Genomic DNA, 21773 nt, shown 5'->3' with positions numbered 1-21773 from the left:
TCGGGCTGTAATGACCGAGCTGCACTCCGATGAGCAGTAACCTTAGTTCTGCTTGATGCGTTTTACGTAGACAAGTAGGACAGCAATAGCAAGGAAAAAATGGAATAAGAACAAATGTGTTGTTGGATTCTGCTCTGAGCCGAAGAGGACCGAGACAGAAGGGACGATCGCAAGTGACTCTTTTTTGACTTTTCGGGACTTTTTAGTGGAAAACTAAAAGGTTTTTTTGTTGCGTTTAATTGAAAAGGTGAGAGGGGTACAAGACAAATGGCAAACAAACAAGCATTAAACATTGTGAAGATGAAAAAATACAAGCAAGATGGCATCCCGCTTAGCATGATTACAGCTTATGACTATCCAACTGCTCTGCTCGCCGAAGAAGCCGGCATTGACATGATTTTGGTGGGCGACTCTTTAGGTAATGTTGTCCTTGGTTATAACTCAACTTTGCCAGTCACGATTGATGATATGGTCTACCACACTCGGTCGGTTGTGCGTGGAGCGGAACACACGTTTATCGTTGCAGATATGCCTTTTATGACGTATCACGGTAGCGTTGATGAAACATTGAAAGGTGTTCGCCGGTTGATGCAGGAAGGTCATGCTCATGCGGTCAAAATGGAAGGCGGCGTTGAGATTGCAGAGACAGTCAAGGCTGTTGTGCAAGCAGGTGTGCCTGTGCTCGGACATATTGGATTAACACCACAATCGGTGAATCAGATCGGTGGTTACCGGATTCAGGGCAAGGATGCAGCAGATGCCAAACGTCTGATGGATGAAGCCAAAGCGCTTGAAGCCGCAGGGGCTTTCGGCATCGTGCTCGAGCTCGTGACGGAAGAAGTGGCCGAGGCAATCTCGAAGGAATTGTCGATCCCGACCATTGGCATTGGTGCAGGGCGGGGATGTGACGGTCAAGTGCTCGTTTTTCATGATGTGGTTCAATATGCTTCACCATACACGCCTAAACGATTTGTCAAAACTTATGGTGATGTAGGAAGCGTGATTCGCAGCAGTATTGAAACGTATGTAAAAGAAGTGAAGGATCGCTCCTTCCCGGCCGAAGAGCATGTTTTCAGTGCAGCGGATGGCGTGCTGGATGGATTGTATGGACAACGTAAAGAAAAGGTGGAAATTCGCTGATGAAAGTCATACGCACGATCACAGAGTTAAGACAGGAACTAAGCTTGATGCGAAAAAAGCAAGCGATCCATTCCGAAGAAACGATCGTTGGACTGGTGCCCACCATGGGATATCTTCATCAAGGCCATGCCAGTCTGATGAAAGCAGCGAGAGAACAGAGCCACATCGTTGTTCTAAGCATCTTTGTTAATCCGATACAGTTTGGCCCGAATGAAGACTTTGAAAGTTATCCGCGGGATGAACAGCGCGATCTTGAAACGGCTCGTGCTGAAGGGGTAGATATCGTATTTATTCCCTCGGTGGAAGAGATGTATCCCCAGTCGACGCAAACGACGATTGCAGTATCCGGGATTACAGAGCACTTATGTGGCGCATCCCGGCCAGGGCATTTTAACGGGGTGACTACCGTAGTATCGAAGCTGTTTAACATCGTGCAACCGCAGAAAGCCTTTTTTGGGATGAAGGATGCGCAGCAAGTGGCCGTTATTGAGCAAATGGTACATGATCTGAATATGCCAGTGGACATTATCCCTTGTCCTATCGTTCGTGAGCAGGACGGTTTGGCGCTCAGCTCTCGTAATGTCTATTTGAGCGCAGAGCTACGTCAGGAAGCTTTGGTCTTGTCTCAGGCACTGCGCGCCGCACAGGAGTCGGTGGAGATTAGAACAGCCGTTACAGCGAAAGACATTCGTCGTCTGCTTCATGAACATATTGGCAAATCTGCGCATGCTGTCATTGATTATGCCGAGATTCAGGCTTTTCCAAGTCTGGAGCCTCTTGCAGACCAAGAGGAATTGAATGCATATGATGATCTGCTGATTGCACTAGCCGTGAAATTTGGGAAAACAAGATTGATTGATAATATACGTATTCAAAAAATGGAGGTGCTGTCCCATGTTTAGAACTCTAATGAAATCCAAGATTCACCGTGCTACGGTAACGGAAGCCAACTTGAACTATGTGGGTAGCATTACCATTGATGAAGACCTTATGGAAACTTCGGATTTAATGGAAAATGAAAAAGTGCAAATTGTGAACAATAACAACGGAGCAAGGCTGGAGACTTATGTCATTCCAGGACCTCGCGGCAGTGGCGTCATCTGTCTGAACGGTGCTGCCGCTCGTCTTGTACAGCCTGGAGATACAGTCATTATCATTTCTTATGCCATGATGTCACAGGAAGAAGCGAATACGCATAAACCTACCGTGGTGTTTGTGGACAGTCAGAACAAACCGGTTCAGACGATGAAGAAAGAAGTTCACGCCACGATCTTGTAATCGACTGGGAAGGGGAATGAAATCGGCCTATCCAGCAAAAAATGAGTACAGGTCACTGCACTAATTCATTTTCCAAGGGTGGGGATGCATCGATGTTCCAGCATGTTTTCGCCGAAATGAACGACATGTTAGATGAAATTATCAAGAGCTATCCTTCCGCTGAAGGTCTGAACAAACAGGAGCTGCAACAAAAATGGAATTTGCTCAAACGAATGAGTGACGGGATGCTGGATGAATGGCTAATGTTTGAAGAAAAGATGAGTCAGATTCGGGAAAGGGAGCTGGACAAACCGGCTTCACTTGAGCCGGAGCAGGAAGCAGTGACAGCTTTGCCTGAACTTCATCTTGAATGCTTCAGCCGCGGCCAAGGATATTTCAAGCTACAAATGTATCCGCAGGCTATTGATCAATTCTTACGGGTTGTGAACGATTACCCGGATAGTGCCTTAGCCCGTTTTTATCTGGCACTCGCACACTTAAGTCTGGAGCAGATTTATGAGTCTGAAACCCATTTACAGCAGATTATGCTACTTAAGGGATCAGCAAGACTCAAAGGCCTTGTATGTAATGCTCTGGGCTGTATCCAAGCGAAGCTCTCCAATCCAGAAGCAGCATGCTCCCTGTTCGCACAGGCCCTTCAGTATGACCCGACGTTGACCGAACCTCTGTACAACATGGAAGTTTGCAGGCTGAACAGAGGTAAACTGCAATACGCAAACCAGCTAGGGTGTGTCTGAAAATCTGCACTTGCACTTCAGTCTGTTTCAAGACATGCCCAAATTGCCCTGAATTGAAAAAGACATTTGGCAACAAAAGAACGGTGTTTCCTCCTTTGACATAGCGGCGGAAACACCGCTTTTTTGTCAGTTAATTTTCAAATGTCCTTTTTTTTGCTATGCTGTAACATAGACTGGAATGGAAGGGATCGTATATTGCAATGAAATTTGCCGTTTTGGATTTCGAAACAACCGGCACGCAGTCCGACGGTGAGATCATACAAGCCGGACTTGCCATCATAGACCATGACTTCAGCATAACTCAAATATATAGTTCTTATGTAAATCCGGGTGTTCCAATTCCGCCATTCATCACTGGGTTGACCGGAATTACAGAAGAAGATGTCGCGGATGCTCCATCTCTTGAAGAGATGATGATGGAGATGGTACCGCTTCTTGACGATGTGGTTCTGGTGGGCCATAACGTAGCATTCGATTTTCATTTTTTACAGAATGCACTTGATCGATGTGGATATTTACCGTTTACAGGTCGTATTCTGGATACGATTGATTTCTTGAAAATAACTTTTCCTTCGTTGGGTTCATACCAGCTTGGTTATGTATCAGCCGAATTTGGATTTGAACATGACCGGCCCCATCAGGCTGACAGTGATGCACTGGCAACAGCTCATGTTTTGCTCAAATGTCTCGATGAACTAAGAGAGCTGCCGTTAATTACAATTCAGCGGCTAAGCGACCTGTTTGCACCAGAAGACAGTGATCTGGGATGGTTTTTCGACGGACTACGTGCAGAAAAGGAAGCAGAACCGATTCAGGACCTGGATGGGCATACCTATTATCGTCAGCTGGCGCTTAACGTTAGTGACTGGACGGAAATTGGAGCTCCTCGGGATGAAAGAGAAGCGAATCCGCTGGACGGTGTGACCTTTGATCAGTTTATGGATCAGGTGCGCGCCAACCTCAAAGAGACACTGGATCATTATGAAGAGCGTGAAGCACAGACACAGATGTTTGGCAGTGTACGGCAGGCACTGGATGAAGAGAAACATCTTTTGCTGGAAGCCGGAACGGGAACAGGGAAATCCTTGGGATATTTGTTACCTGCTATTTATGAAAGTGTAAAACAAGAACAGAAGGTGATGGTAAGCACTCACACCATTAACTTGCAAGAACAACTGCGCGAACGAGATATTCCGATGCTGACGCAGGTAGTTCCTTTTCCGTTCAAAGCTTCCGTGTTCAAGGGGAGAGGCCATTATCTCTGTCTACGCAAATTCGAACACAAAATCAACAAACGTGAATTTGCTACGCCGAAAGAGGACTACTTCACGGCAGCACAGATGATTGTGTGGCTCACACAAACCGAAACGGGTGACGATGAAGAATTGAACCTTAGTGCACGCGGAGGAGATTTCTGGGAAACGGTGCAGAGCGAGTCCGAGTCTTGTCTCGGTAGATCCTGTCCGTGGTTCCGCAAGTGCTTCTATCATCGTGCGAAACATGAGGCAGGACTTTCTGATATTGTGATTACCAATCACTCCAAACTGTTTACAGACGTGAAGGCTGCTCATCAGCTGTTGCCAGCTTATGAAAGTCTGGTCATTGATGAAGCGCACCATCTTGAAGATGTAGCGGGTAAACACCTTGGGCTTCACATGAAGTATTTTACGCTCGTACACACACTGACCCGTTTGTTTAAAGATAGTCGTAACGGTCAGCTCCCAATGCTCCGCTCCCAGTTGTCAGGGCACGAGAACGGTGTACAATGGGGTTCAATGGTGGATCAGATGTTTCCCCTTGCCGTTGAAGTGAAGGAAATGTGGGATCGTCTGAGCGATGCTCTGTTTGGTCTTCTGCCTGAACGGAGTGATGCTTCTCCAGGGGAGACCGGACAGTTCTCGCTGCGGCTTAAAGCGTCTCAGAAGCCTGCCAAGTGGCAGGAGTTGCAGGATTTGGAGAACCAGATCTATGTGACATTGGGTGATTTGGTTCGTAAGGGTGACAAACTGTTGCTCGAAGTAAAAGAAGATCAGGATGATTATCAGTCCGACAGTCTGATCACTGATATCACCGGGCTCTTGAAAGATCTGACGACGATGAAGGAGAATTTAAGATTCTTCATGCGTATGGATGATGCCAAGACCGTGTACTGGATGGAGGCCAGCGGACAGTTCCGTAGCAAGTCACTCCAGCTATACGCTGTTCCGGTGGATGTTAGCGCGCAATTGAAAGAGATGTTTTTCGATAAAAAGAAAAGCGTTGTGCTTACATCGGCTACGCTGTCGGTGGATAAGTCATTCCAGTTCATGATTGAGCAACTGGGTTTGCAGGAAGCTGCCGACAATAATCGGCTTCTGACCTCGATGCTACCTTCCCCATTCAATTATCGGGAACAAGCTTTGTTAGTAATCCCGCGGGATTTCCCGAGTTTGAAGGGGAGCGTAGGGGACGCGCACTTTGTACAGATGCTGGTGCACTCTCTTGCTGAGACGGCGATTGCAACTCAAGGACGTATGATGGTGCTGTTTACCTCTTATAAAATGCTTCGACAAGTCTATGAACCACTGAAAGAGGCTTTGTCCGGGAATGACATCTCGCTACTGGGGCAAGGTGTTGACAGCGGGAATCGTTCGAAGTTGACCCGACGCTTCCAGGATGCCAAAGCAGCAGTCCTGCTGGGTACGAGTAGCTTCTGGGAGGGCGTCGATATTCCGGGTGAAGCGCTGACCTGTCTTGCGATTGTGAGACTGCCTTTCCAGCCGCCTAACCATCCGCTTCTGGAAGCGAAGAGTGAACTGTTACAAGAGCAGAAGAAAAATCCATTTATGAAGCTTTCTGTGCCACAGGCAGTCATTCGCTTCAAGCAGGGGTTCGGCAGGCTTGTTCGGACAGGCAAAGATCGCGGAATCGTCATTGTGTATGATACGCGTGTAATTGAAGCTTATTACGGCAAGTACTTCCTGTATTCGCTACCTGGACCAAAGATGGAGCATATGCTGACAGAACAGATGGTTCCCCGTATTGCTGAATGGTTAGATCGACCTGCAGAAACTCAAAAATAATTACGATGTAAAGCTATAACATTGCATTGGACTTCACCATGGCGTTAAACTTTGAAGAAGACTTCACAAAGTTCGAACAGGGCAGCGCTTTAATGAACTTATATTCCTAATAATTCGGGCATTCTGTATGAGGACATCATGCATGGATATTGCATGTATACAGAATGCTCATCTTTTCAATATTTATTTAATCGTGGCGATGGTAAGGGGGAGCAAGGATGAAATCGGATAAAATATCAGAAGCGGTAGTACGGCGTCTGCCTGTATATTTGCGTTATTTAAACGAGTTGGTTCAGCGTGAGGTGACAACGGTTTCCTCGCAGGAGCTAGGACAGCGACTGGATTTGAATCCAGCTCAAATCCGTAAAGATTTAGCTTATTTCGGTGATTTTGGTCGTAAAGGAATCGGGTATGATGTGTCTTACCTGATCGAGAAGATTCGTCACATTTTGAAAATTGATCAGCAAATTAATGTGGCTCTGGTAGGGGCCGGTAATCTCGGACATGCCTTATCGAATTATAATGCTTATTTGAAGGACAATATGAAAATTGTCGCTATTTTTGATGCGTTTGGGCCTAAGATTGGCAGTAATATTAATAGCCTGACGGTCAAACCTATGGAAGAACTTACAGAAGCGGTTCAGAAAGATAACATCCGTATCGGGATCATCACGGTGCCGGACACGGAAGCTCAGAATGTTGCCGATCAACTGATTGAATCGGGTATTGAGGCGATTCTGAATTTTGCGCCGACGATTCTAAAGACGCCTTCACATGTGCGGATTCATCATGCGGACTTTACAACGGATTTGCTCAGTTTGGCTTATTATTTGGAGAACGGGAAGGAAGATGAGCTTGATGACAACAACGAATAAATGGGTAATCCAAAATGGTAAATTTGCTGTAAATGAAGGTGCCAATTGGACTGTGATTCAAGGGTATATGGTCGTTGAAAATGACAAGATTGTGCATATTGGTGAGACGCTTCCGGATGGTGACGAGAACCTGCCTAAAGTGGATGGAAAAGGACTGCTCTTCCTGCCGGGTCTGATCAATACGCATGGTCATGCGGCAATGTCTCTGCTTCGAGGTCATGGTGATGACCTGGCATTGCAAGTGTGGTTACAAGAAAAAATGTGGCCAATGGAAGCCAAAATGACTTCTGAGGACGTGTATTGGGGAGCATCCCTTTCGGTGCTTGAGATGTTAAAAGGCGGAACAACAGCTTTCCTGGACATGTATGACCACATGGATCAGGTAGCAAAAGTGGTTGAACAGTCAGGAGCAAGAGCTGCGCTGGCTCGCGGTGTCATTGGACTGTGCTCCGAAGAAGAGCAGATGCGAAAGCTCGAAGAGTCCGCTGCGTTTGCGCGTGAATGGAATGGACAGGCGGATGGACGCATCACAACCGTAATCTCTCCGCACGCGCCTTACACATGCCCTCCAGATTACATAGAGAAGCTTGTTCAAGTTGCGCATGATCTAAACCTGCCTCTCCATACGCACATGTCAGAGACGCTTCGTGAAGTGGAGCAGAATGTATCAGATTATGGCATGCGTCCAGTGGCACATTTGGAGAAGCATGGCTTTTTCTCACGTCCTTCACTCGTAGCGCATGCTGTGCATCTCAACGATGAAGAGATCGAGATCTTGGCACGTCATGATGTCGCTGTATCCCATAATCCGGGTAGTAATTTGAAGCTTGCATCGGGTGTAGCTCGTGTTCCCGCTTTGTTGAAAGCAGGAGTTACTGTATCTTTAGGAACAGACGGACCGGCAAGCAACAACAATCTCGATATGTTTGAGGAAATGAGACTTGCAGCTTTAATTCATAAAGGAGTATCCGGTGATCCTACCGCCGTACCTGCCGGGGAAGCGTTGCTTCTTGGAACAGCTTACGGTGCGAAGTCCATCTTCCTGAACGATACTGGAGTTTTGAAAGTTGGTAAAAAGGCTGATTTTATTGCACTCAACATTGAACAGGCTCACTTCTATCCACACACGGATTTGATTTCACATGCAATTTACTCGGCTTCGGCGAAAGATGTGGAACATGTATGGGTAGATGGCAAACAAGTCGTAAAACATGGTGAATGTTTAACACTGGATGAAGAGCGCATTTTGCGGGAATCCCAGTTGGCCTTTGATCAATTGCTTGCGCGTTAAGAGGCAACTTCAATGCGCACTTTTAGGGAAAGGAAGTTCAACTCTTGAAGAAAAAAAAGAAGTGGATATGGATATCGCTGCTCATTCTCGTTCTGATCTTGATTGGGCTTCAGCGATATTACGTCTATGTCACGCAGGATCAGCGGCAGGAAGAAGCATTGGCGATTGAATCGGCACAGAACCAGCTGGGCATTACAGCACCTGATGAACTGCGGAAGTACGTGTGGGGCGAAAAGAGTGGCGCTGACAACATATACTGGACGATGACAGCTAAAAACAAAGATAATCAGGACATTATGGTCTGGGTCAAGTTTGATAATAATAATCAGCCTGTACAAGGCGCGGCAGGTGTGCACAGTGAGTTATTGCAGAACGGGATGTCCGAAACGCAGATTCGCAACCGTTTCAGCTCAGATGTTCCAGGCGGTGAGATCAAACGGATCATGCCAGGTGTTGTGAACAATATCTATGTGTGGCAAGTGTACTATAACGATGATACGCATAACTATTATCGCTTTTACCGATTTAGCAACGGAGAACAAGTCGATCTGGTATATACTTTACCGAACAGCTAACTTCATACTTCTTCTTCTACTATGATGATGAATAGAACGGTCAATTCATAGATAGTTGCACATAACAATAAGCCAAAAAACCGGCAGACGGGATACCGACTGAACCGGTTTTTTGGCATTCCAACCATTGAACATCAAATGAAATAGTTAAAATTATTAATTTATTCATATTTTCGCCTTCGAAATTGTATATACGATGTGATATACTCAGATATGTACTGGAGTTAACGAACAACGCAAATAAATCTGCAATAAACGTTGCAGACATGATGTACAGCTAAATATACAAGCCTGTAGATTAAGGACGGGCTCATTTTGGGAGGGGTAATTCATTTGAAGCTGAAAGTATTGCCTATTGTTCTGACCGCCGTAGTTTCTGCCGTCCTGTTGTTTGGAGGTTGGTTCATATACCGTCAAGTAGCCGTACAGAGTCCGATTGAAAAGATGGTTACTCAGTACGAAGGTGTTAATAGCGTTCAGTTAACTATTAACCGCAATGATGTACAAATGAAACTTGATTTAAAGCCAAATGTAGATTTAGGTAGACTGGTGCAATATATTCATAGAGAAGGACAGAACCTGATCGGCTCCCGAGCGCTCAAACTGGATGTCGTAGACCACTCCAATGAGGCGCTTGAAAACTGGTGGGGAGATGCCATGTTTACCGTAGCCCAAGCGATGGAGAACAAACAATACGCCGAGATTACTCCGACGTTGTCCAAGATGGCTACAGGAGGAATTCAAGTCAATACGGCGATGGATGACAACAATGTTTATGTAAGTCTGCGAGACGGAGAAGCCAGCAAGTTTATTATACTGCCGCGTGTACCCGGTCAGATAGGAGTGTGGCCTAATGCCTAAATGGACAAAAGAAGCAGCCATAGGAATTGTCCCCGTTGTTATCATTTTTCTTGCTTTTATCGGTGTAAATATTGTTCCGATTCTGATCGCAGCATTGTTGGTTGGTGGGTTGTTATTCATGATGCAGATGCGCGGCGGGATTACGGTAGGTGCTGGACAAGAGCGTAAACGGAAGAAAAAAGGACCTTCAAAACTGACGTTCGAAGAAATTGGAGGTCAGGACAGTGCCAAGCAGGAATTAAGAGAGGCGCTTGACTTTCTGATCCGTCATGAAGAAATACAGAAGTTTGGGATAAGGCCAATGAAAGGTATTTTGCTGACTGGTCCTCCGGGAACAGGGAAAACGTTGATGGCTAAAGCCGCGGCTCACTACACGGATTCGGTATTCGTAGCGGCATCAGGCAGTGAGTTTGTTGAAATGTATGTCGGTGTAGGTGCCAGCAGAATTCGGGATTTGTTTAAGGATGCCAGAACACGGGCAGCGAAGGAAAACAAGGAAAATGCGATCATTTTTATTGATGAGATTGATGTGATCGGTGGTAAACGTGAAGGCGGACAGCAACGTGAGTATGATCAGACCTTAAATCAATTGCTGACGGAGATGGATGGTATCTACACATCCGATACGCCTAGAATATTGCTGATTGCAGCTACCAACCGTAAAGAGATGCTCGATAGTGCACTGACACGTCCAGGGCGCTTTGACCGTCATATTCAGGTGGATTTACCAGATAAAAAAGGTAGAAAACACATCTTGGAGCTACATGCAGTGAACAAACCACTTACACAAGGCGTGAGCCTGGAAAAAACAGCGGAAGAGTCTTACGGTTTCTCAGGCGCACAGCTCGAAAGTGTCATGAATGAAGCAGCGATCTACGCGATGCGTGAGGGCTTAATGACCATCGAACAGCGTCATTTATCTCTTGCGATTGACAAAGTGATGATGGGTGAGAAAACCGATCGTGAGTCGAGCGTTGAGGAAAAGAAGAGAGTGGCCATTCATGAACTCGGACATGCCATTATGGCTGAGCTTGTGCGTCCAGGGAGCGTAAGCCAGGTAGCCCTTAGTCCGCGTGGACAGGCACTTGGGTACGTGCGTCATAACCCGCAACAGGAGCAGTTTCTGTATACGAAACGTTTTCTGGAGGAGCAGATCATGATTGCACTGGGTGGTGCAGCCGCCGAAGAAATGTACTATGGTGGTCGTTCTACAGGTTCACGCAATGACTTTGAACAAGCGACGAATGTTGTACAGACGATGATGGCTTCCGGTTTGACGTCACTCGGGATTGTAAATATGGATATGGTCACTACCGAAGAACTGATGAGAGAAAATAAAGTTATTCTTCAGGAACTGATGGAGCAGACGAAACGCCGGCTTGAAGAGCAACGGTCAATTTTCGACAATTCACTCGACATTCTGATGCGTGAGGAAGTTTTGTCAGGAGAACAATTTCGTTGTCAATTTCGTGACAGTGCACGTTTACCAGCATAATTTCTTTATGCTGGTTATTTTTTTTTACATTTCAGTCGTGCTAAGATATTATTAGTTGTTGGGTCGAAATTTGTAATTTTCGGCGAACAGGGTACAATAGAGAAATAGAGAACCGAAAGGATGGAGCAGAACCATGTTTTTCAAAAAAATAGGAGTTGTCGGCGGCGGTACGATGGGGCAAGGAATTTCCCAGATGCTCGCAGCCAAAGGACTTGATGTGCTTCTAGTGGAGCATACGACTAAGAAGCTTGATCATGCATATGACATGATTGAAACCAATTTGGATAAACAGCTCGAGAAATGGGCGATTACCAAAGCGGAGAAGAAATTGATTCTCTCCCGTATTACGAAAGTAGCGCACTTGGCTGAACTGGGCTCTTGCGATATGGTTATTGAAACGATCTCGGAAGATCTGGAAGCTAAAAAAGCAGTCTTTAATCAATTGGATCAGGTATGTCCAAGCAATGTGATTTTGGCAAGTAACACGTCCACGCTGAGTTTGACCGAGCTTGCAAGCTCGACCAAGTACCCGGAGCGTGTTATTGGTATGCACTTTATTCACCCGGTATCCCGGGTTGATCTTGTTGAGATTATTCGTGGTCTGAAAACATCCGATACTACATTTGAAGAAACTCGCCGCTTTGTTGAAGAAGTCGTAGACAAAAAAGGCGTTATGATCTATGAATCCCCTGGATTTGTAACCTCCCGTCTGATCTGCTTGCTGATCAACGAAGCGCTTCATGTCCTGCAAGAAGGTGTAGCTTCTGCTGAGGACATCGATGATGCAATGCGTATCGGTTATAATTTCCAACATGGACCGCTTGAAATGGCTGACCGCTTCGGACTGGATTCCGTTGAAGCAGCCCTCGAAAGAATGTTCCGTGAATTCGGAGAACTGAAATATCGTCCTTCGATTGTCCTGAAAAAAATGGTACGCGCAGGTCATCTGGGCGTAAAATCAGGAGAAGGATTCTTCAAGTACGACAAGGATGGTGACCGTCTGTGAATATACTCGTAATTAACGCGGGGAGTTCCTCGCTCAAATATCAATTGTACAACATGGAAGATGAATCGGTACTTGCAAAAGGTCTGGTAGAGCGGATCGGGATGGATTCTTCCATTCTGACACATAAACCGACTGGCCGTGAGGAAGTTACGGAAGTTAGTGAGATTCTGGAACATACGACTGCGATTCGTAAAGTCATTGATTTGTTGACACACAAGGAACACGGCGTGGTTGCTTCTGTTAGTGAAATTCAGGCTGTAGGTCACCGTGTAGTACACGGCGGTGAAGCGTTTAAAGAATCTTCACTGGTAGACGACGCTGCAAAAGCGGAAATCCGTCGTTTGTTTGACTTAGCTCCACTGCATAACCCGGCTGCAATGATGGGTATTCGTGCGGCGGAATTGAATATGCCAGGTGTGCCTCAGGTAATGGTGTTTGATACAGCGTTCCACCAAACGATGCCTGAACATGCTTATCTATATGCTATTCCACGTGTACTTTACAAAAAATACAAAGTACGTCGTTACGGCGCCCATGGTACCTCCCATGATTACGTAAGCAAAGCGGCAGCCGAGTATCTCGGTCGTCCGGTGGAAGACTTGAAAATCATCACTTGTCACGTAGGTAACGGTGGTAGTGTAACTGCTGTTAAAGGCGGCGTATCAGTGGATACATCGATGGGTATGACTCCACTTGAAGGTCTGATGATGGGAACGCGTAGTGGTGACCTTGATCCAGCGATTGTGCCTTATGTTATGAACAAGGAAGAACTTAGCGTAAGCGAAGTTAGCTCCATGTTGAACAAACACAGTGGACTTCTGGCGATTTCCGGAATCAGCAGTGATATGCGTGAAATTACAGAAGGCATGGAAAAAGGCGAGCCTAATTCGACGCTGGCATTTGAAATGTATGAATATCGTTTGCGTAAATATATCGGTTCTTATGCTGCGGCGATGAACGGTGTAGACGTGATCGTATTTACAGCTGGTGTGGGTGAAAACTCCGTTGTTCTTCGTCAGAAAGTATGTGAGCAATTGACATACCTCGGCGTTGAACTGGATGAAGCATTAAATGCGATCCGTTCCGGCGAGCCACGCCGTATTACAACTGAAAATTCAAAAGTGGACGTTCTTGTCGTACCTACGAACGAAGAATTGGTCATCGCACGAGATACACACCGAATCGTATTGAATTCTAAGTAATCTAACTGTAAAGTAAATACAGGATGACAATGAAGTGCAGAGGGCAGGTGCGAACCTGTCCGCTGCATTTTCAAATTTATGGAACCAAGGGGAGATATGGGCATGGATACGAATTGTGTAATTCGTAATGTGAAAGAGCACGTGGGTGAGACAGTTACCATCGGCGCTTGGATTAATAACAAACGCTCCAGCGGTAAAATTCAGTTTTTGCAACTTCGTGATGGAACTGGATATATTCAAGGTGTAGTGGTTAAGAGTGAAGTTAGTGAAGACATCTGGAATGATGCCAAAAGCCTGACCCAGGAAAGCTCTGTCTACGTGACAGGTATTATCCGTGAAGAGCCACGCAGTACGTCCGGGTATGAGATGACCGTTACTGACGTGCAAATCATTCACCTCACGGAAAACTATCCGATCACACCGAAAGAGCACGGTGTGGATTTCTTGATGGATCATCGCCATCTGTGGCTTCGTTCCACTAAACAACGTGCGGTAATGGTGATCCGTGCGGAGATTATTCGTGCTGTTCAGCAGTTTTTTGATGGTAACGGATTCACACAGGTGGACCCGCCGATCTTGACACCTTCATCTGCTGAAGGAACAACCAACCTGTTCCATATTAAATATTTTGATGAAGATGCGTATCTGACACAAAGTGGACAATTGTACATGGAAGCCGCAGCGATGGCTCTTGGTAAAGTATATTCCTTCGGTCCGACCTTCCGTGCAGAGAAATCCAAAACTCGCCGTCACCTGATTGAGTTCTGGATGATTGAGCCGGAGATGGCATTTGTCGATCACGAGGAAAGCCTGCGCGTACAAGAGAAATTCATCGCACATGTTGTTCAATCCGTGGTGAAAAATTGCCGAGCTGAGCTCGAGTCTATCGGACGTGACGTCTCCAAACTGGAAGGCATTACAGCTCCGTTTCCCCGTATTACGTATGACGAAGCGATTGAGTTCCTGAATGGACAAGGCTTTGACATTCCTTGGGGCGAAGATTTCGGTGCACCACATGAAACAGCGATTGCGGAAAAATACAATACTCCTGTATTTATTACGCATTACCCAGCTGGAATCAAAGCATTTTACATGAAACCAGATCCAAATCGCCCTGAAGTAGTTCTCTGTGCGGACATGATTGCGCCGGAAGGTTATGGTGAGATCATTGGTGGATCACAGCGTATCGATGATCCAGAACTGATGCAACAGCGTTTTGAAGAGCACAACCTTTCGGATGAAGCGTACCAATGGTACCTGGATCTGCGTAAATACGGATCGGTTCCTCACTCCGGTTTCGGTCTGGGATTGGAGCGCACGGTAGCTTGGATCTGTGGACTTGACCATGTTCGTGAGACTATTGCATTCCCTCGTATGCTCTATCGTCTGTACCCTTAATGCTTAACGGAAAAGAGTATATGGAAGACGCGTCCTCCAAAGCCTGGTTAAGCGGTGCAGCTTACGGTATGGCTTCAGGTACTGCTCAACTACCGTATGCCTTACTACGTTTTTATCATCAGCTTGGATTGTCCGATACTGAGGTTCTGCTTCTCATTCAATTACTGGGCTTCCGTCAGGCGGAATTCAATGAATTTCCAACCCTTGAAGAGCTTGCTACACGAATGGGACTTGCTCCTGAAGGCATTGCCAGAATGTTGCAGCGTCTGATGAGGGATGGATACATTACGATAGATGAGCATCGGGACGAAGAACGGGATATTCAGTATGAACGTTATGACCTGCACGGCTTGTATGCCAAGCTTGCGATGTGTACAGCGGAAGATGCAGCTCATGCCCGGTCAGAACAACAAAAAGCCAATACTTCACGTCCAGATTCGAACAGTGTTCAAAAAGAAGAGGAAGAGCGAAATATGTTCTCTATTTTTGAAAAAGAATTTGGTCGTCCTCTCTCGCCAATGGAGTGTGAAACGATATCCAGCTGGCTGGATCAGGATCGCTATCAGGAAGAGCTTATTCTGATGGCTTTGAAGGAAGCGGTATTTGCAGGAAAAGTGCATTTCAGGTACATCGACCGAATTTTGCTGGAGTGGAGCAGGAATCGTGTTAAAAATGTACAGGATGCCAAAGCGTATACGCAACGTTTCCGCAATGGCGGACGTTAAATTAAATAAACAGGCCAGAATTCATTCTGTGCCTGTTTTTTTATATTATTTTGCTCCATAATATACTTCTTATTAGCTATATCTAAATCTATATCACGTTTTTTCGAGGGGATTTTAATAGTTTAACTGGTCTTTCAGTCGGAGCAAGAAATATAACTTCAATACCCCAAGGAATACTAATTATAAAAAGTTAATAAAAATTGCAGGGGTCAGTTGACCAGTCGTCGTCTATAGAATTGGAGAGGAGGGGAGAGTTATTGACGAAGCGCTCGTAATTGAACAAATCCGTCAAGGGGATGCATCCCAAATGCGTGTTCTGATCGACAAATACAGTCAGCATGTCTATCATGTGGCGTATTCTGTCTTACGTAACGATCAGGATGCACAGGATGCCGCTCAGGAGGCGTTCATTCAGATTTATAAATCTCTCCCCGACTACCGATCCGAAGGGTTCAAGACGTGGATCACACGGATTGCTTTTCACAAGGCTATTGATGCCAAACGCAAGCTGGGCAGACGGAGTGCTGAAGATCTGGGCGGAGATGAAATGGTAGTTAATCTGCCTGGACGGGATGAAGACGTTCTAGCCCGTGTCATTCGTGAAGAACGGCAGGAGAAACTTCGTGAGCGGATTAATCAGCTGCCTGCCCAGCACCGGGATATTATTACCGCTTATTATCTGAGCGAGAAAAATTATGAGCAAATTGCCCATGAGGCTCAGGTTGCTGTAAAAACGGTTGAATCAAGGTTATACCGAGCTAGACAGTGGATTCGAAATCATTGGAAGGAGGAAGAGTGGCGTGAGTAAAAAAGAAATGTATACCATCCAGCAATGGACGGATTATATCGAAGGCCGAATCAGCGGCAAACAGGCGATTCTGATGGAGCAGTTTCTTCTGAATGAACCAGACGCAATGCAAGATTATCTTGAAGCTTTAGATATGGAGCGAAACTACCCTGCATTACCGAATTCAGTGGATTTTACCGACTCCGTCATGAAGCGAATTGAGAGTATGGCGCCCGATGGCAAGACACGACATTCTAGAGGTGAACGAAACCGCCGATGGTTTGAACATAGAGTATTTCACTACGCTGTAGCAGCCTGTTTAACATTGATTTTTCTCTCTTCCGGACTGTTTGACAAGGTGGCCCCTTATCATAAATTCCAAGAAGGTGACACTTCAGGCTCATTTACCGAGAAATGGACTGAGGCAGCTACCTCATGGCTGGATAATTTCAAACCCAAACCTTGATTGGTTTCACATGGCCTGAATAGAAAGGATGACGACTGTGCATTCAGATCGTAATAAATTACTTGCATTTTTATTAAATCTGTTCCCTGGGCTTGGGTTCCTCTATTGGCGGCGAACGGCCCGAGCTGTAGTTTACCCGTTATTATTTTTTGGAACGGGCATTGGTTTTGTCATGCTGACCTATTTGGTCGGTGATAAGGATCTACTAGTCTTTGGATTATTAGGTGTGATCTTTATCTGGTGTCTCAGTATGCTAGACATGATTATTGTGTTGCTCTCTGCACCTTCCGTCCGAGAAATGTATTACAACGGACAAGGTATGCATTATGGTCATCCTGAAAATCATCAAGGTTCAACCTATCCAGAGGGTTATGTTAGAGAACAAGGACCAATGGGGGCTATAAATCAGAATGACATGCATCGCCAGGGTGCTGAGGGTGAGCATGAATATGGTGGATTTCCTGATGAGGCAACCTTTACGGGACCTCACCCCATGTATCGTAAGGGAAGTGAAGGGGAGCGTTTTTTCACCATTTTGCTTTCATTTGTGCCTGGTCTTGGACATTTACATCTTGGATTGCTTCACCGGGGCTTATCCTTTTTGATCGCGTTTTTTGGTTCATTCGCCATGATGGTGTTCGTATCCGCCATTACAAACGAATCTATATTTTTGATGTTTTTGCTCATTCTGCCTGTAATCTGGGTGTACTGCATGTTTGATGCGGTCCAGCATGTACATCGCAAGCAGGCTGGTGAAGTGTTACAGGATCGAACGTTATTTGAAGAGCTCGAGACAGGCAGAATTATGGGCAAGCGCAGCAAAGTGCTGGCCACACTGCTCTCCGCTTTTCCGGGTGCGGGGCATATGTATCTCGGATTGCAAAAAAGAGGTCTGCAACTTATGTTTTTGTTCCTTGGTAGCATCTACATTCTGGACCTGCTTCGTTTATCTGTGTTCCTGTTTATGATTCCACTGATCTGGTTCTATAGCTTCTTTGACGGACTTCAATGCTCAAGTCGGTATGGACGAGAACCGCTTAATGATCAGCCGGTCTTCAAAGACTGGGTTCGACATCAGCGTTTTATCGGAATGGGAATCGCGGCTCTCGGTTTGTACTATTTAACGATCCGTCTGATTATTCCGCAATTAAACGAGATGTTTCCGAATGTGTTCCTGACGTATGAGATTCGTTCGTATTTGAACACAGTTATCGTTTCCTTTTTGCTCATCTTTGGTGGGTTAAAGTTGTTATTTGGAAAACAGCGTGAGTCTACTGCTGAGGCATCGATGGCCAATGCAAACCATACGAAGGATGATGAATTGGAAAGTCTCTTTTTATTCAAGGATCGAGATAAACGATGATTCGTTTACAAGAAACAGTATAAAAAGCAAAACACACCAGGGCTGATCTCAAGCCGCTGGTGTGTTTTTTTTAATAATCTATTTTTGTGCGCCTTTCAGCAAAAGCTGACGGTACATCACTTCGAACAAAAATTCAAAAGCTTCCAGATGACGTTTCGCCTCAAAAGCATCCTTACCCCACGCATAAATCCCGTGGTTACGCAGCAGAATTCCAGGAACATTAGCGTCTAGTGCACCCGGTACCAATTCAGCGATGGAAGGAATATGTGCGAAGTTGGGCAGAACAGGAACACGAATGGCTGCATTTTCTTCCCAAATGTTAAAGGCTTTGATCAATTCAATACCTTGAATCGGCACATGACCATCTTCACCGAAAAATTCGCTGATAAGGTTGTTAAACACCGTATGCACATGGAATACCGCGCCACAACCGGTTAAACGATAGATTTCACAGTGAATCAACGTTTCGGCGCTCGGCTTCAACGTAGTCGCTTCGATCGCTTTGCCTTCCTTATCAACAAAAAGGAAATCTTCCGGCGTACGCAGGGACTTGTCTTTGCCTGAGGCGGTCACCGCAAAATAAAATTGTTCCGGGTCGAATTCACCTACCCGCATTGAAAGGTTGCCACTTGTGCCTGGAAACCAGTTTCGGCTTGCGAACAATGCTTTGACATCCGCCAGTTCTTCCAGAACCTGACGTTTATGTTCCAGTGTAATCTTTTCAAAACCCATCTTTACAGCACTCCTTGTAATTGCTTCTGCTTCATATCTTCGATGATGTCATAAAAGGTCGTAAATGGCACATGATCTACACCAAGTTCTACACATTTGTCCGTCAGAATGGAGCGGGAGTAGACCAGATCAGCGATTTTAGCTCCTTCGAAGTCTGTTAGACTGTCTCCGATCAGAATCCGGTTATACTGTTCTTCCGGAAACGTACGAATTACGGTCGTTTTACACATCCCGCAGCCGTTGTTGCAAGGGGGCTGACAGGGATGCGGCCATTCAATGCGAATGTGTTCACCGGAGAAATCTGCACCGTTACAGTATACATGATCCTGCGGAATGTCGAAGGGGGCGAGTAAGGGCTCAATGAAGAAGTCCATGCCACCGCTGGTCACATTAAATTCGATGTCCTCACTGCGAACATACTCCAGAAATGCTTGGAATCCTTCACGAATGCCTGCTTGTCCAAGAACAAATTCAACAATTTCATCTTTTTGCGAGGAAGGCAAGAGAGCAAACATGGCTCCCACCCCTTCGCGAAGAGATATTTTTTGTTCAATCGTGTCTTTCATGATGGCATCGATGCCTGCTGGTTTGAAGTGTTTCATAATGGCGACAATGTTGTCTGAGAGCGTAATGGTTCCATCAAAATCACAGAAAATTGCTGTTTTCTTATCTGATCTCATCGTTCTCCACCCCACAGATCAAGTGCGCTTTTCAGCTCTGGGTGATCGGTAGCATATTCGGCTAGTGGAATGGAGCGCCCAGCGGCTTCAATGGCTTGCAGGAACGCACGTCCACCAGCTTCGGTTCCCATCGGATGTCCATGAATTCCGCCCCCGGCATTGACGATCACATCCTTGCCGAAGTCTCTCAGAATCATCGGAACAAGTCCTGGATGAATTCCTGCTGAAGGCACGGGCATACTTGTTCTTACAGGTAGATCAGATGTGAGCAATTGCTCAGTGATCGCCATATTTTCTTCCTTCGGCATCGTAACCGAACCGTAAGGTGAAGGGAAGAGCACGAGATCAGCACCGGCGAGACGCATCAACTGTCCCAATACAACAGACGCAGAAATACCGTAATGCGGTGATGGATACAAAGCACCGGCAAGTGCCGGGTGAGCCATGATTGGCACGTTAATGTCAGGATCACTGCTTAGTTCATGCAACACATCATAACCATAGGAGAGCACGTTGAAGAGTAACGCATTCGCACCTGCACTGATCGCACGTTCAGCTTGTTGTTTCAAACGGGAGGTAGGTCCCGTCAAATTGGTGGCGTACAGAAGTTTTTTGCCTGTTTCTTGGCGAGCCTGTTCGGCAGCCTTCATGCAGACCTCAACTCTTTTTTCAATCGGTGTAAGCTTGTTCTCAAACAGGATTTCATCGTCTTTGATCAGATCAACGCCCCCAAGAGCCTGACGGATAAACTGCTCCCGCAGTTCTTCTGCATTCAGTCCAATAACCGATTTGAAAATACTCATCAGCAAAGGACGATCATGAACTCCAAGCAGATCCCGCACACCGCTCAGCCCAAACTTCGGTCCCGGGAAAGCGCGCAAGAAGTTATCTGAAAATCCGAGATGATTCAGCTTGATGCGTCCGTCCATCGAGATTTTGCCAAAAACGGTGACAAGCAAAGCCGGGATATCTTGACTAAAGTTAATATCCGGGTATCCAATGGTGATATCTGCATAACGTTCTCCAGGTGCTAATCCTTCCGCTTCGTGTACCTCGACCTTGATCACTTCACCAAGATGTTTTTGCATGGCTTCCCGCTGCGCCTGAGGTAGCTCCGTCCAACTGCCCACGGTCATACCTATGGCAATCGATTGAGCTTTTTTGTGAAAATCGGCATGATCATCATGCAGACGATATGTGGCAGTGCACATGTTATTCATGTTTTAAATCTCCTTCCAACGCAGCTCCCATCTCGCGAGAACGTTCTGCACAGCGGCTCACGGCCGCAATGACATTTTCAAAGAAGTCCCCTTCATCCAACGTTTTCAGAGCTGCCTGTGTTGCACCTCCAGGCGAGGTTACATCACTGCGCAGTTTCATCGGTTCCATGCCCGTCTGTTGCACCATGCGCGCTGCACCAAGCACCGTCTGAACGGTTAGATCACGAGACTGTTGACCAGACAATCCGCCGCGGATTCCGGCTGCAATCATGGCTTCCATTAGGTAGTATACATAAGCAGGTCCGCTGCCGGAAATACCCGTAAGCACTTCGAGTTTGTCTTCTGGCACAATCGTTACGATGCCTACAGCTTCGAAAAGGGACATGACTGTACTACGCTGTTCATCGGTAATCTCCGCAGAGAAAGCAAGTCCAGTGGCACCAAGTCCAATGGTGCTGGAGGTGTTAGGCATCGTTCTTGCAATCGGCTGTTTGCGGCCAAGCAGGCTCTGCATCGTACGGATCGATAGTCCAGCTATAACGGATACGATTAGCTGGTTTGGGGACAACAGGGGTCCCAGTTCACGAAGCGCCGCAGCGGCATCTTTGGGCTTCATACACAGCACAATCACAGGGGAAGAGGAAAGGATATCCATTGATTTTGAGGCTGTTCCGGTATGCACGGCATAACGGGTGCTCAGTTCCTCCTGACGTTTCAAGTTGCTGCGATTCAGCATCGTAATATCCTGAGGACGAACGACAAGGCGGGAAATGAGCCCACGCACGATGGCTTCAGCCATCGCACCTGCTCCGTGGAAAGTAATCTTTTGTTGTAGTAGTGTCTGTTGCTCTTGGCTCATGTATATCGTTCCTCCTATATA

21 protein-coding genes are annotated in these 21773 nt (G+C 46.2%); 17 read left to right on the top strand and 4 right to left on the bottom strand.

What is annotated here, in order from left to right:
* The first annotated feature begins 267 nt into the window (after positions 1 to 267).
* The 17 genes from panB to MKY23_RS17355 all read left to right on the top strand — a co-directional run bounded on the left by panB (position 268) and on the right by MKY23_RS17355 (position 18261).
* Positions 268 to 1140 carry a 3-methyl-2-oxobutanoate hydroxymethyltransferase gene (panB, locus tag MKY23_RS17435; protein WP_090917158.1) on the top strand — a complete coding sequence of 291 codons (873 nt, stop codon included), beginning with the start codon at positions 268 to 270 and terminating at the stop codon, positions 1138 to 1140.
* A complete protein-coding gene (gene panC, locus MKY23_RS17430; RefSeq protein WP_221788201.1) occupies positions 1140 to 2042 on the top strand; it encodes a pantoate--beta-alanine ligase in 903 nt (300 codons plus the stop codon). Before panB ends, panC begins: the two co-directional genes overlap by 1 nt.
* On the top strand, positions 2035 to 2418 hold the full coding sequence (panD, locus tag MKY23_RS17425; protein ID WP_090917154.1) for an aspartate 1-decarboxylase: 384 nt from the start codon (positions 2035 to 2037) through the stop codon (positions 2416 to 2418). The genes panC and panD overlap by 8 nt, the downstream gene beginning before the upstream one ends.
* 41 nt (positions 2419 to 2459) lie before the next feature.
* Positions 2460 to 3155, top strand: coding sequence for a tetratricopeptide repeat protein (locus MKY23_RS17420; protein WP_312027597.1), 696 nt, complete (start codon positions 2460 to 2462; stop codon positions 3153 to 3155).
* Between the two features lie 200 nt (positions 3156 to 3355).
* Positions 3356 to 6217 (top strand): ATP-dependent DNA helicase DinG, encoded by a 2862-nt coding sequence (gene dinG, locus MKY23_RS17415; protein WP_221788202.1) that lies wholly within the window; start codon positions 3356 to 3358, stop codon positions 6215 to 6217.
* A gap of 218 nt (positions 6218 to 6435) precedes the next feature.
* Positions 6436 to 7092: a redox-sensing transcriptional repressor Rex gene (locus MKY23_RS17410; protein ID WP_221788203.1), complete on the top strand. Its 657-nt coding sequence runs from the start codon at positions 6436 to 6438 to the stop codon at positions 7090 to 7092.
* Complete coding sequence (locus MKY23_RS17405; RefSeq protein WP_221788204.1) at positions 7076 to 8383, top strand: amidohydrolase; 1308 nt, start codon at positions 7076 to 7078, stop codon at positions 8381 to 8383. Before MKY23_RS17410 ends, MKY23_RS17405 begins: the two co-directional genes overlap by 17 nt.
* Positions 8384 to 8427: 44 nt before the next feature.
* The gene (locus MKY23_RS17400) at positions 8428 to 8958 is read left to right on the top strand and encodes a hypothetical protein (RefSeq protein WP_221788205.1); all 531 of its coding nucleotides are present in this window, start codon (positions 8428 to 8430) and stop codon (positions 8956 to 8958) included.
* A gap of 333 nt (positions 8959 to 9291) precedes the next feature.
* A complete protein-coding gene (locus MKY23_RS17395) occupies positions 9292 to 9819 on the top strand; it encodes a hypothetical protein (protein WP_090917144.1) in 528 nt (175 codons plus the stop codon).
* On the top strand, positions 9812 to 11314 hold the full coding sequence (locus MKY23_RS17390; RefSeq protein WP_221788206.1) for an AAA family ATPase: 1503 nt from the start codon (positions 9812 to 9814) through the stop codon (positions 11312 to 11314). Before MKY23_RS17395 ends, MKY23_RS17390 begins: the two co-directional genes overlap by 8 nt.
* A 133-nt stretch (positions 11315 to 11447) precedes the next feature.
* Positions 11448 to 12320, top strand: coding sequence for a 3-hydroxyacyl-CoA dehydrogenase NAD-binding domain-containing protein (locus tag MKY23_RS17385; RefSeq protein ID WP_090917140.1), 873 nt, complete (start codon positions 11448 to 11450; stop codon positions 12318 to 12320).
* Positions 12317 to 13522 carry an acetate kinase gene (locus tag MKY23_RS17380; RefSeq protein ID WP_090917138.1) on the top strand — a complete coding sequence of 402 codons (1206 nt, stop codon included), beginning with the start codon at positions 12317 to 12319 and terminating at the stop codon, positions 13520 to 13522. The genes MKY23_RS17385 and MKY23_RS17380 overlap by 4 nt, the downstream gene beginning before the upstream one ends.
* Before the next feature lie 102 nt (positions 13523 to 13624).
* On the top strand, positions 13625 to 14920 hold the full coding sequence (asnS, locus tag MKY23_RS17375; RefSeq protein WP_339839520.1) for an asparagine--tRNA ligase: 1296 nt from the start codon (positions 13625 to 13627) through the stop codon (positions 14918 to 14920).
* Positions 14920 to 15645, top strand: a complete 726-nt coding sequence (locus MKY23_RS17370; RefSeq protein ID WP_260510800.1) for a DnaD domain-containing protein — start codon at positions 14920 to 14922, stop codon at positions 15643 to 15645. The genes asnS and MKY23_RS17370 overlap by 1 nt, the downstream gene beginning before the upstream one ends.
* A 307-nt stretch (positions 15646 to 15952) precedes the next feature.
* Positions 15953 to 16453 carry a sigma-70 family RNA polymerase sigma factor gene (locus MKY23_RS17365; protein ID WP_090917132.1) on the top strand — a complete coding sequence of 167 codons (501 nt, stop codon included), beginning with the start codon at positions 15953 to 15955 and terminating at the stop codon, positions 16451 to 16453.
* The gene (locus MKY23_RS17360) at positions 16446 to 16898 is read left to right on the top strand and encodes a hypothetical protein (protein WP_090917131.1); all 453 of its coding nucleotides are present in this window, start codon (positions 16446 to 16448) and stop codon (positions 16896 to 16898) included. The genes MKY23_RS17365 and MKY23_RS17360 overlap by 8 nt, the downstream gene beginning before the upstream one ends.
* A gap of 28 nt (positions 16899 to 16926) precedes the next feature.
* Complete coding sequence (locus MKY23_RS17355) at positions 16927 to 18261, top strand: multi-tm2 domain protein (protein WP_154957557.1); 1335 nt, start codon at positions 16927 to 16929, stop codon at positions 18259 to 18261.
* Between the two features lie 78 nt (positions 18262 to 18339).
* Here MKY23_RS17355 and MKY23_RS17350 read toward each other — a convergent pair whose 3' ends face one another.
* From MKY23_RS17350 to proC, 4 genes are read right to left on the bottom strand one after another with little or no spacing between them, the layout of a single operon-like run.
* Positions 18340 to 18993, bottom strand: coding sequence for a methylthioribulose 1-phosphate dehydratase (locus tag MKY23_RS17350; protein WP_090917127.1), 654 nt, complete (start codon positions 18991 to 18993; stop codon positions 18340 to 18342).
* Between the two features lie 2 nt (positions 18994 to 18995).
* Positions 18996 to 19673, bottom strand: a complete 678-nt coding sequence (locus MKY23_RS17345; RefSeq protein WP_154957556.1) for a 2-hydroxy-3-keto-5-methylthiopentenyl-1-phosphate phosphatase — start codon at positions 19671 to 19673, stop codon at positions 18996 to 18998.
* The gene (locus tag MKY23_RS17340; RefSeq protein WP_186811617.1) at positions 19670 to 20893 is read right to left on the bottom strand and encodes a 2,3-diketo-5-methylthiopentyl-1-phosphate enolase; all 1224 of its coding nucleotides are present in this window, start codon (positions 20891 to 20893) and stop codon (positions 19670 to 19672) included. Before MKY23_RS17340 ends, MKY23_RS17345 begins: the two co-directional genes overlap by 4 nt.
* Positions 20886 to 21752 carry a pyrroline-5-carboxylate reductase gene (gene proC / locus MKY23_RS17335; protein WP_186811616.1) on the bottom strand — a complete coding sequence of 289 codons (867 nt, stop codon included), beginning with the start codon at positions 21750 to 21752 and terminating at the stop codon, positions 20886 to 20888. Before proC ends, MKY23_RS17340 begins: the two co-directional genes overlap by 8 nt.
* Positions 21753 to 21773 lie beyond the last annotated feature (21 nt).

Source organism: Paenibacillus sp. FSL R7-0272, from assembly GCF_037969905.1.
In the GTDB taxonomy this organism is placed as follows: Bacteria; Bacillota; Bacilli; order Paenibacillales; family Paenibacillaceae; genus Paenibacillus; species Paenibacillus polysaccharolyticus.
Note: the sequence above shows the minus strand (reverse complement) of the source record. Positions and strands in the feature narration are given on the sequence as shown.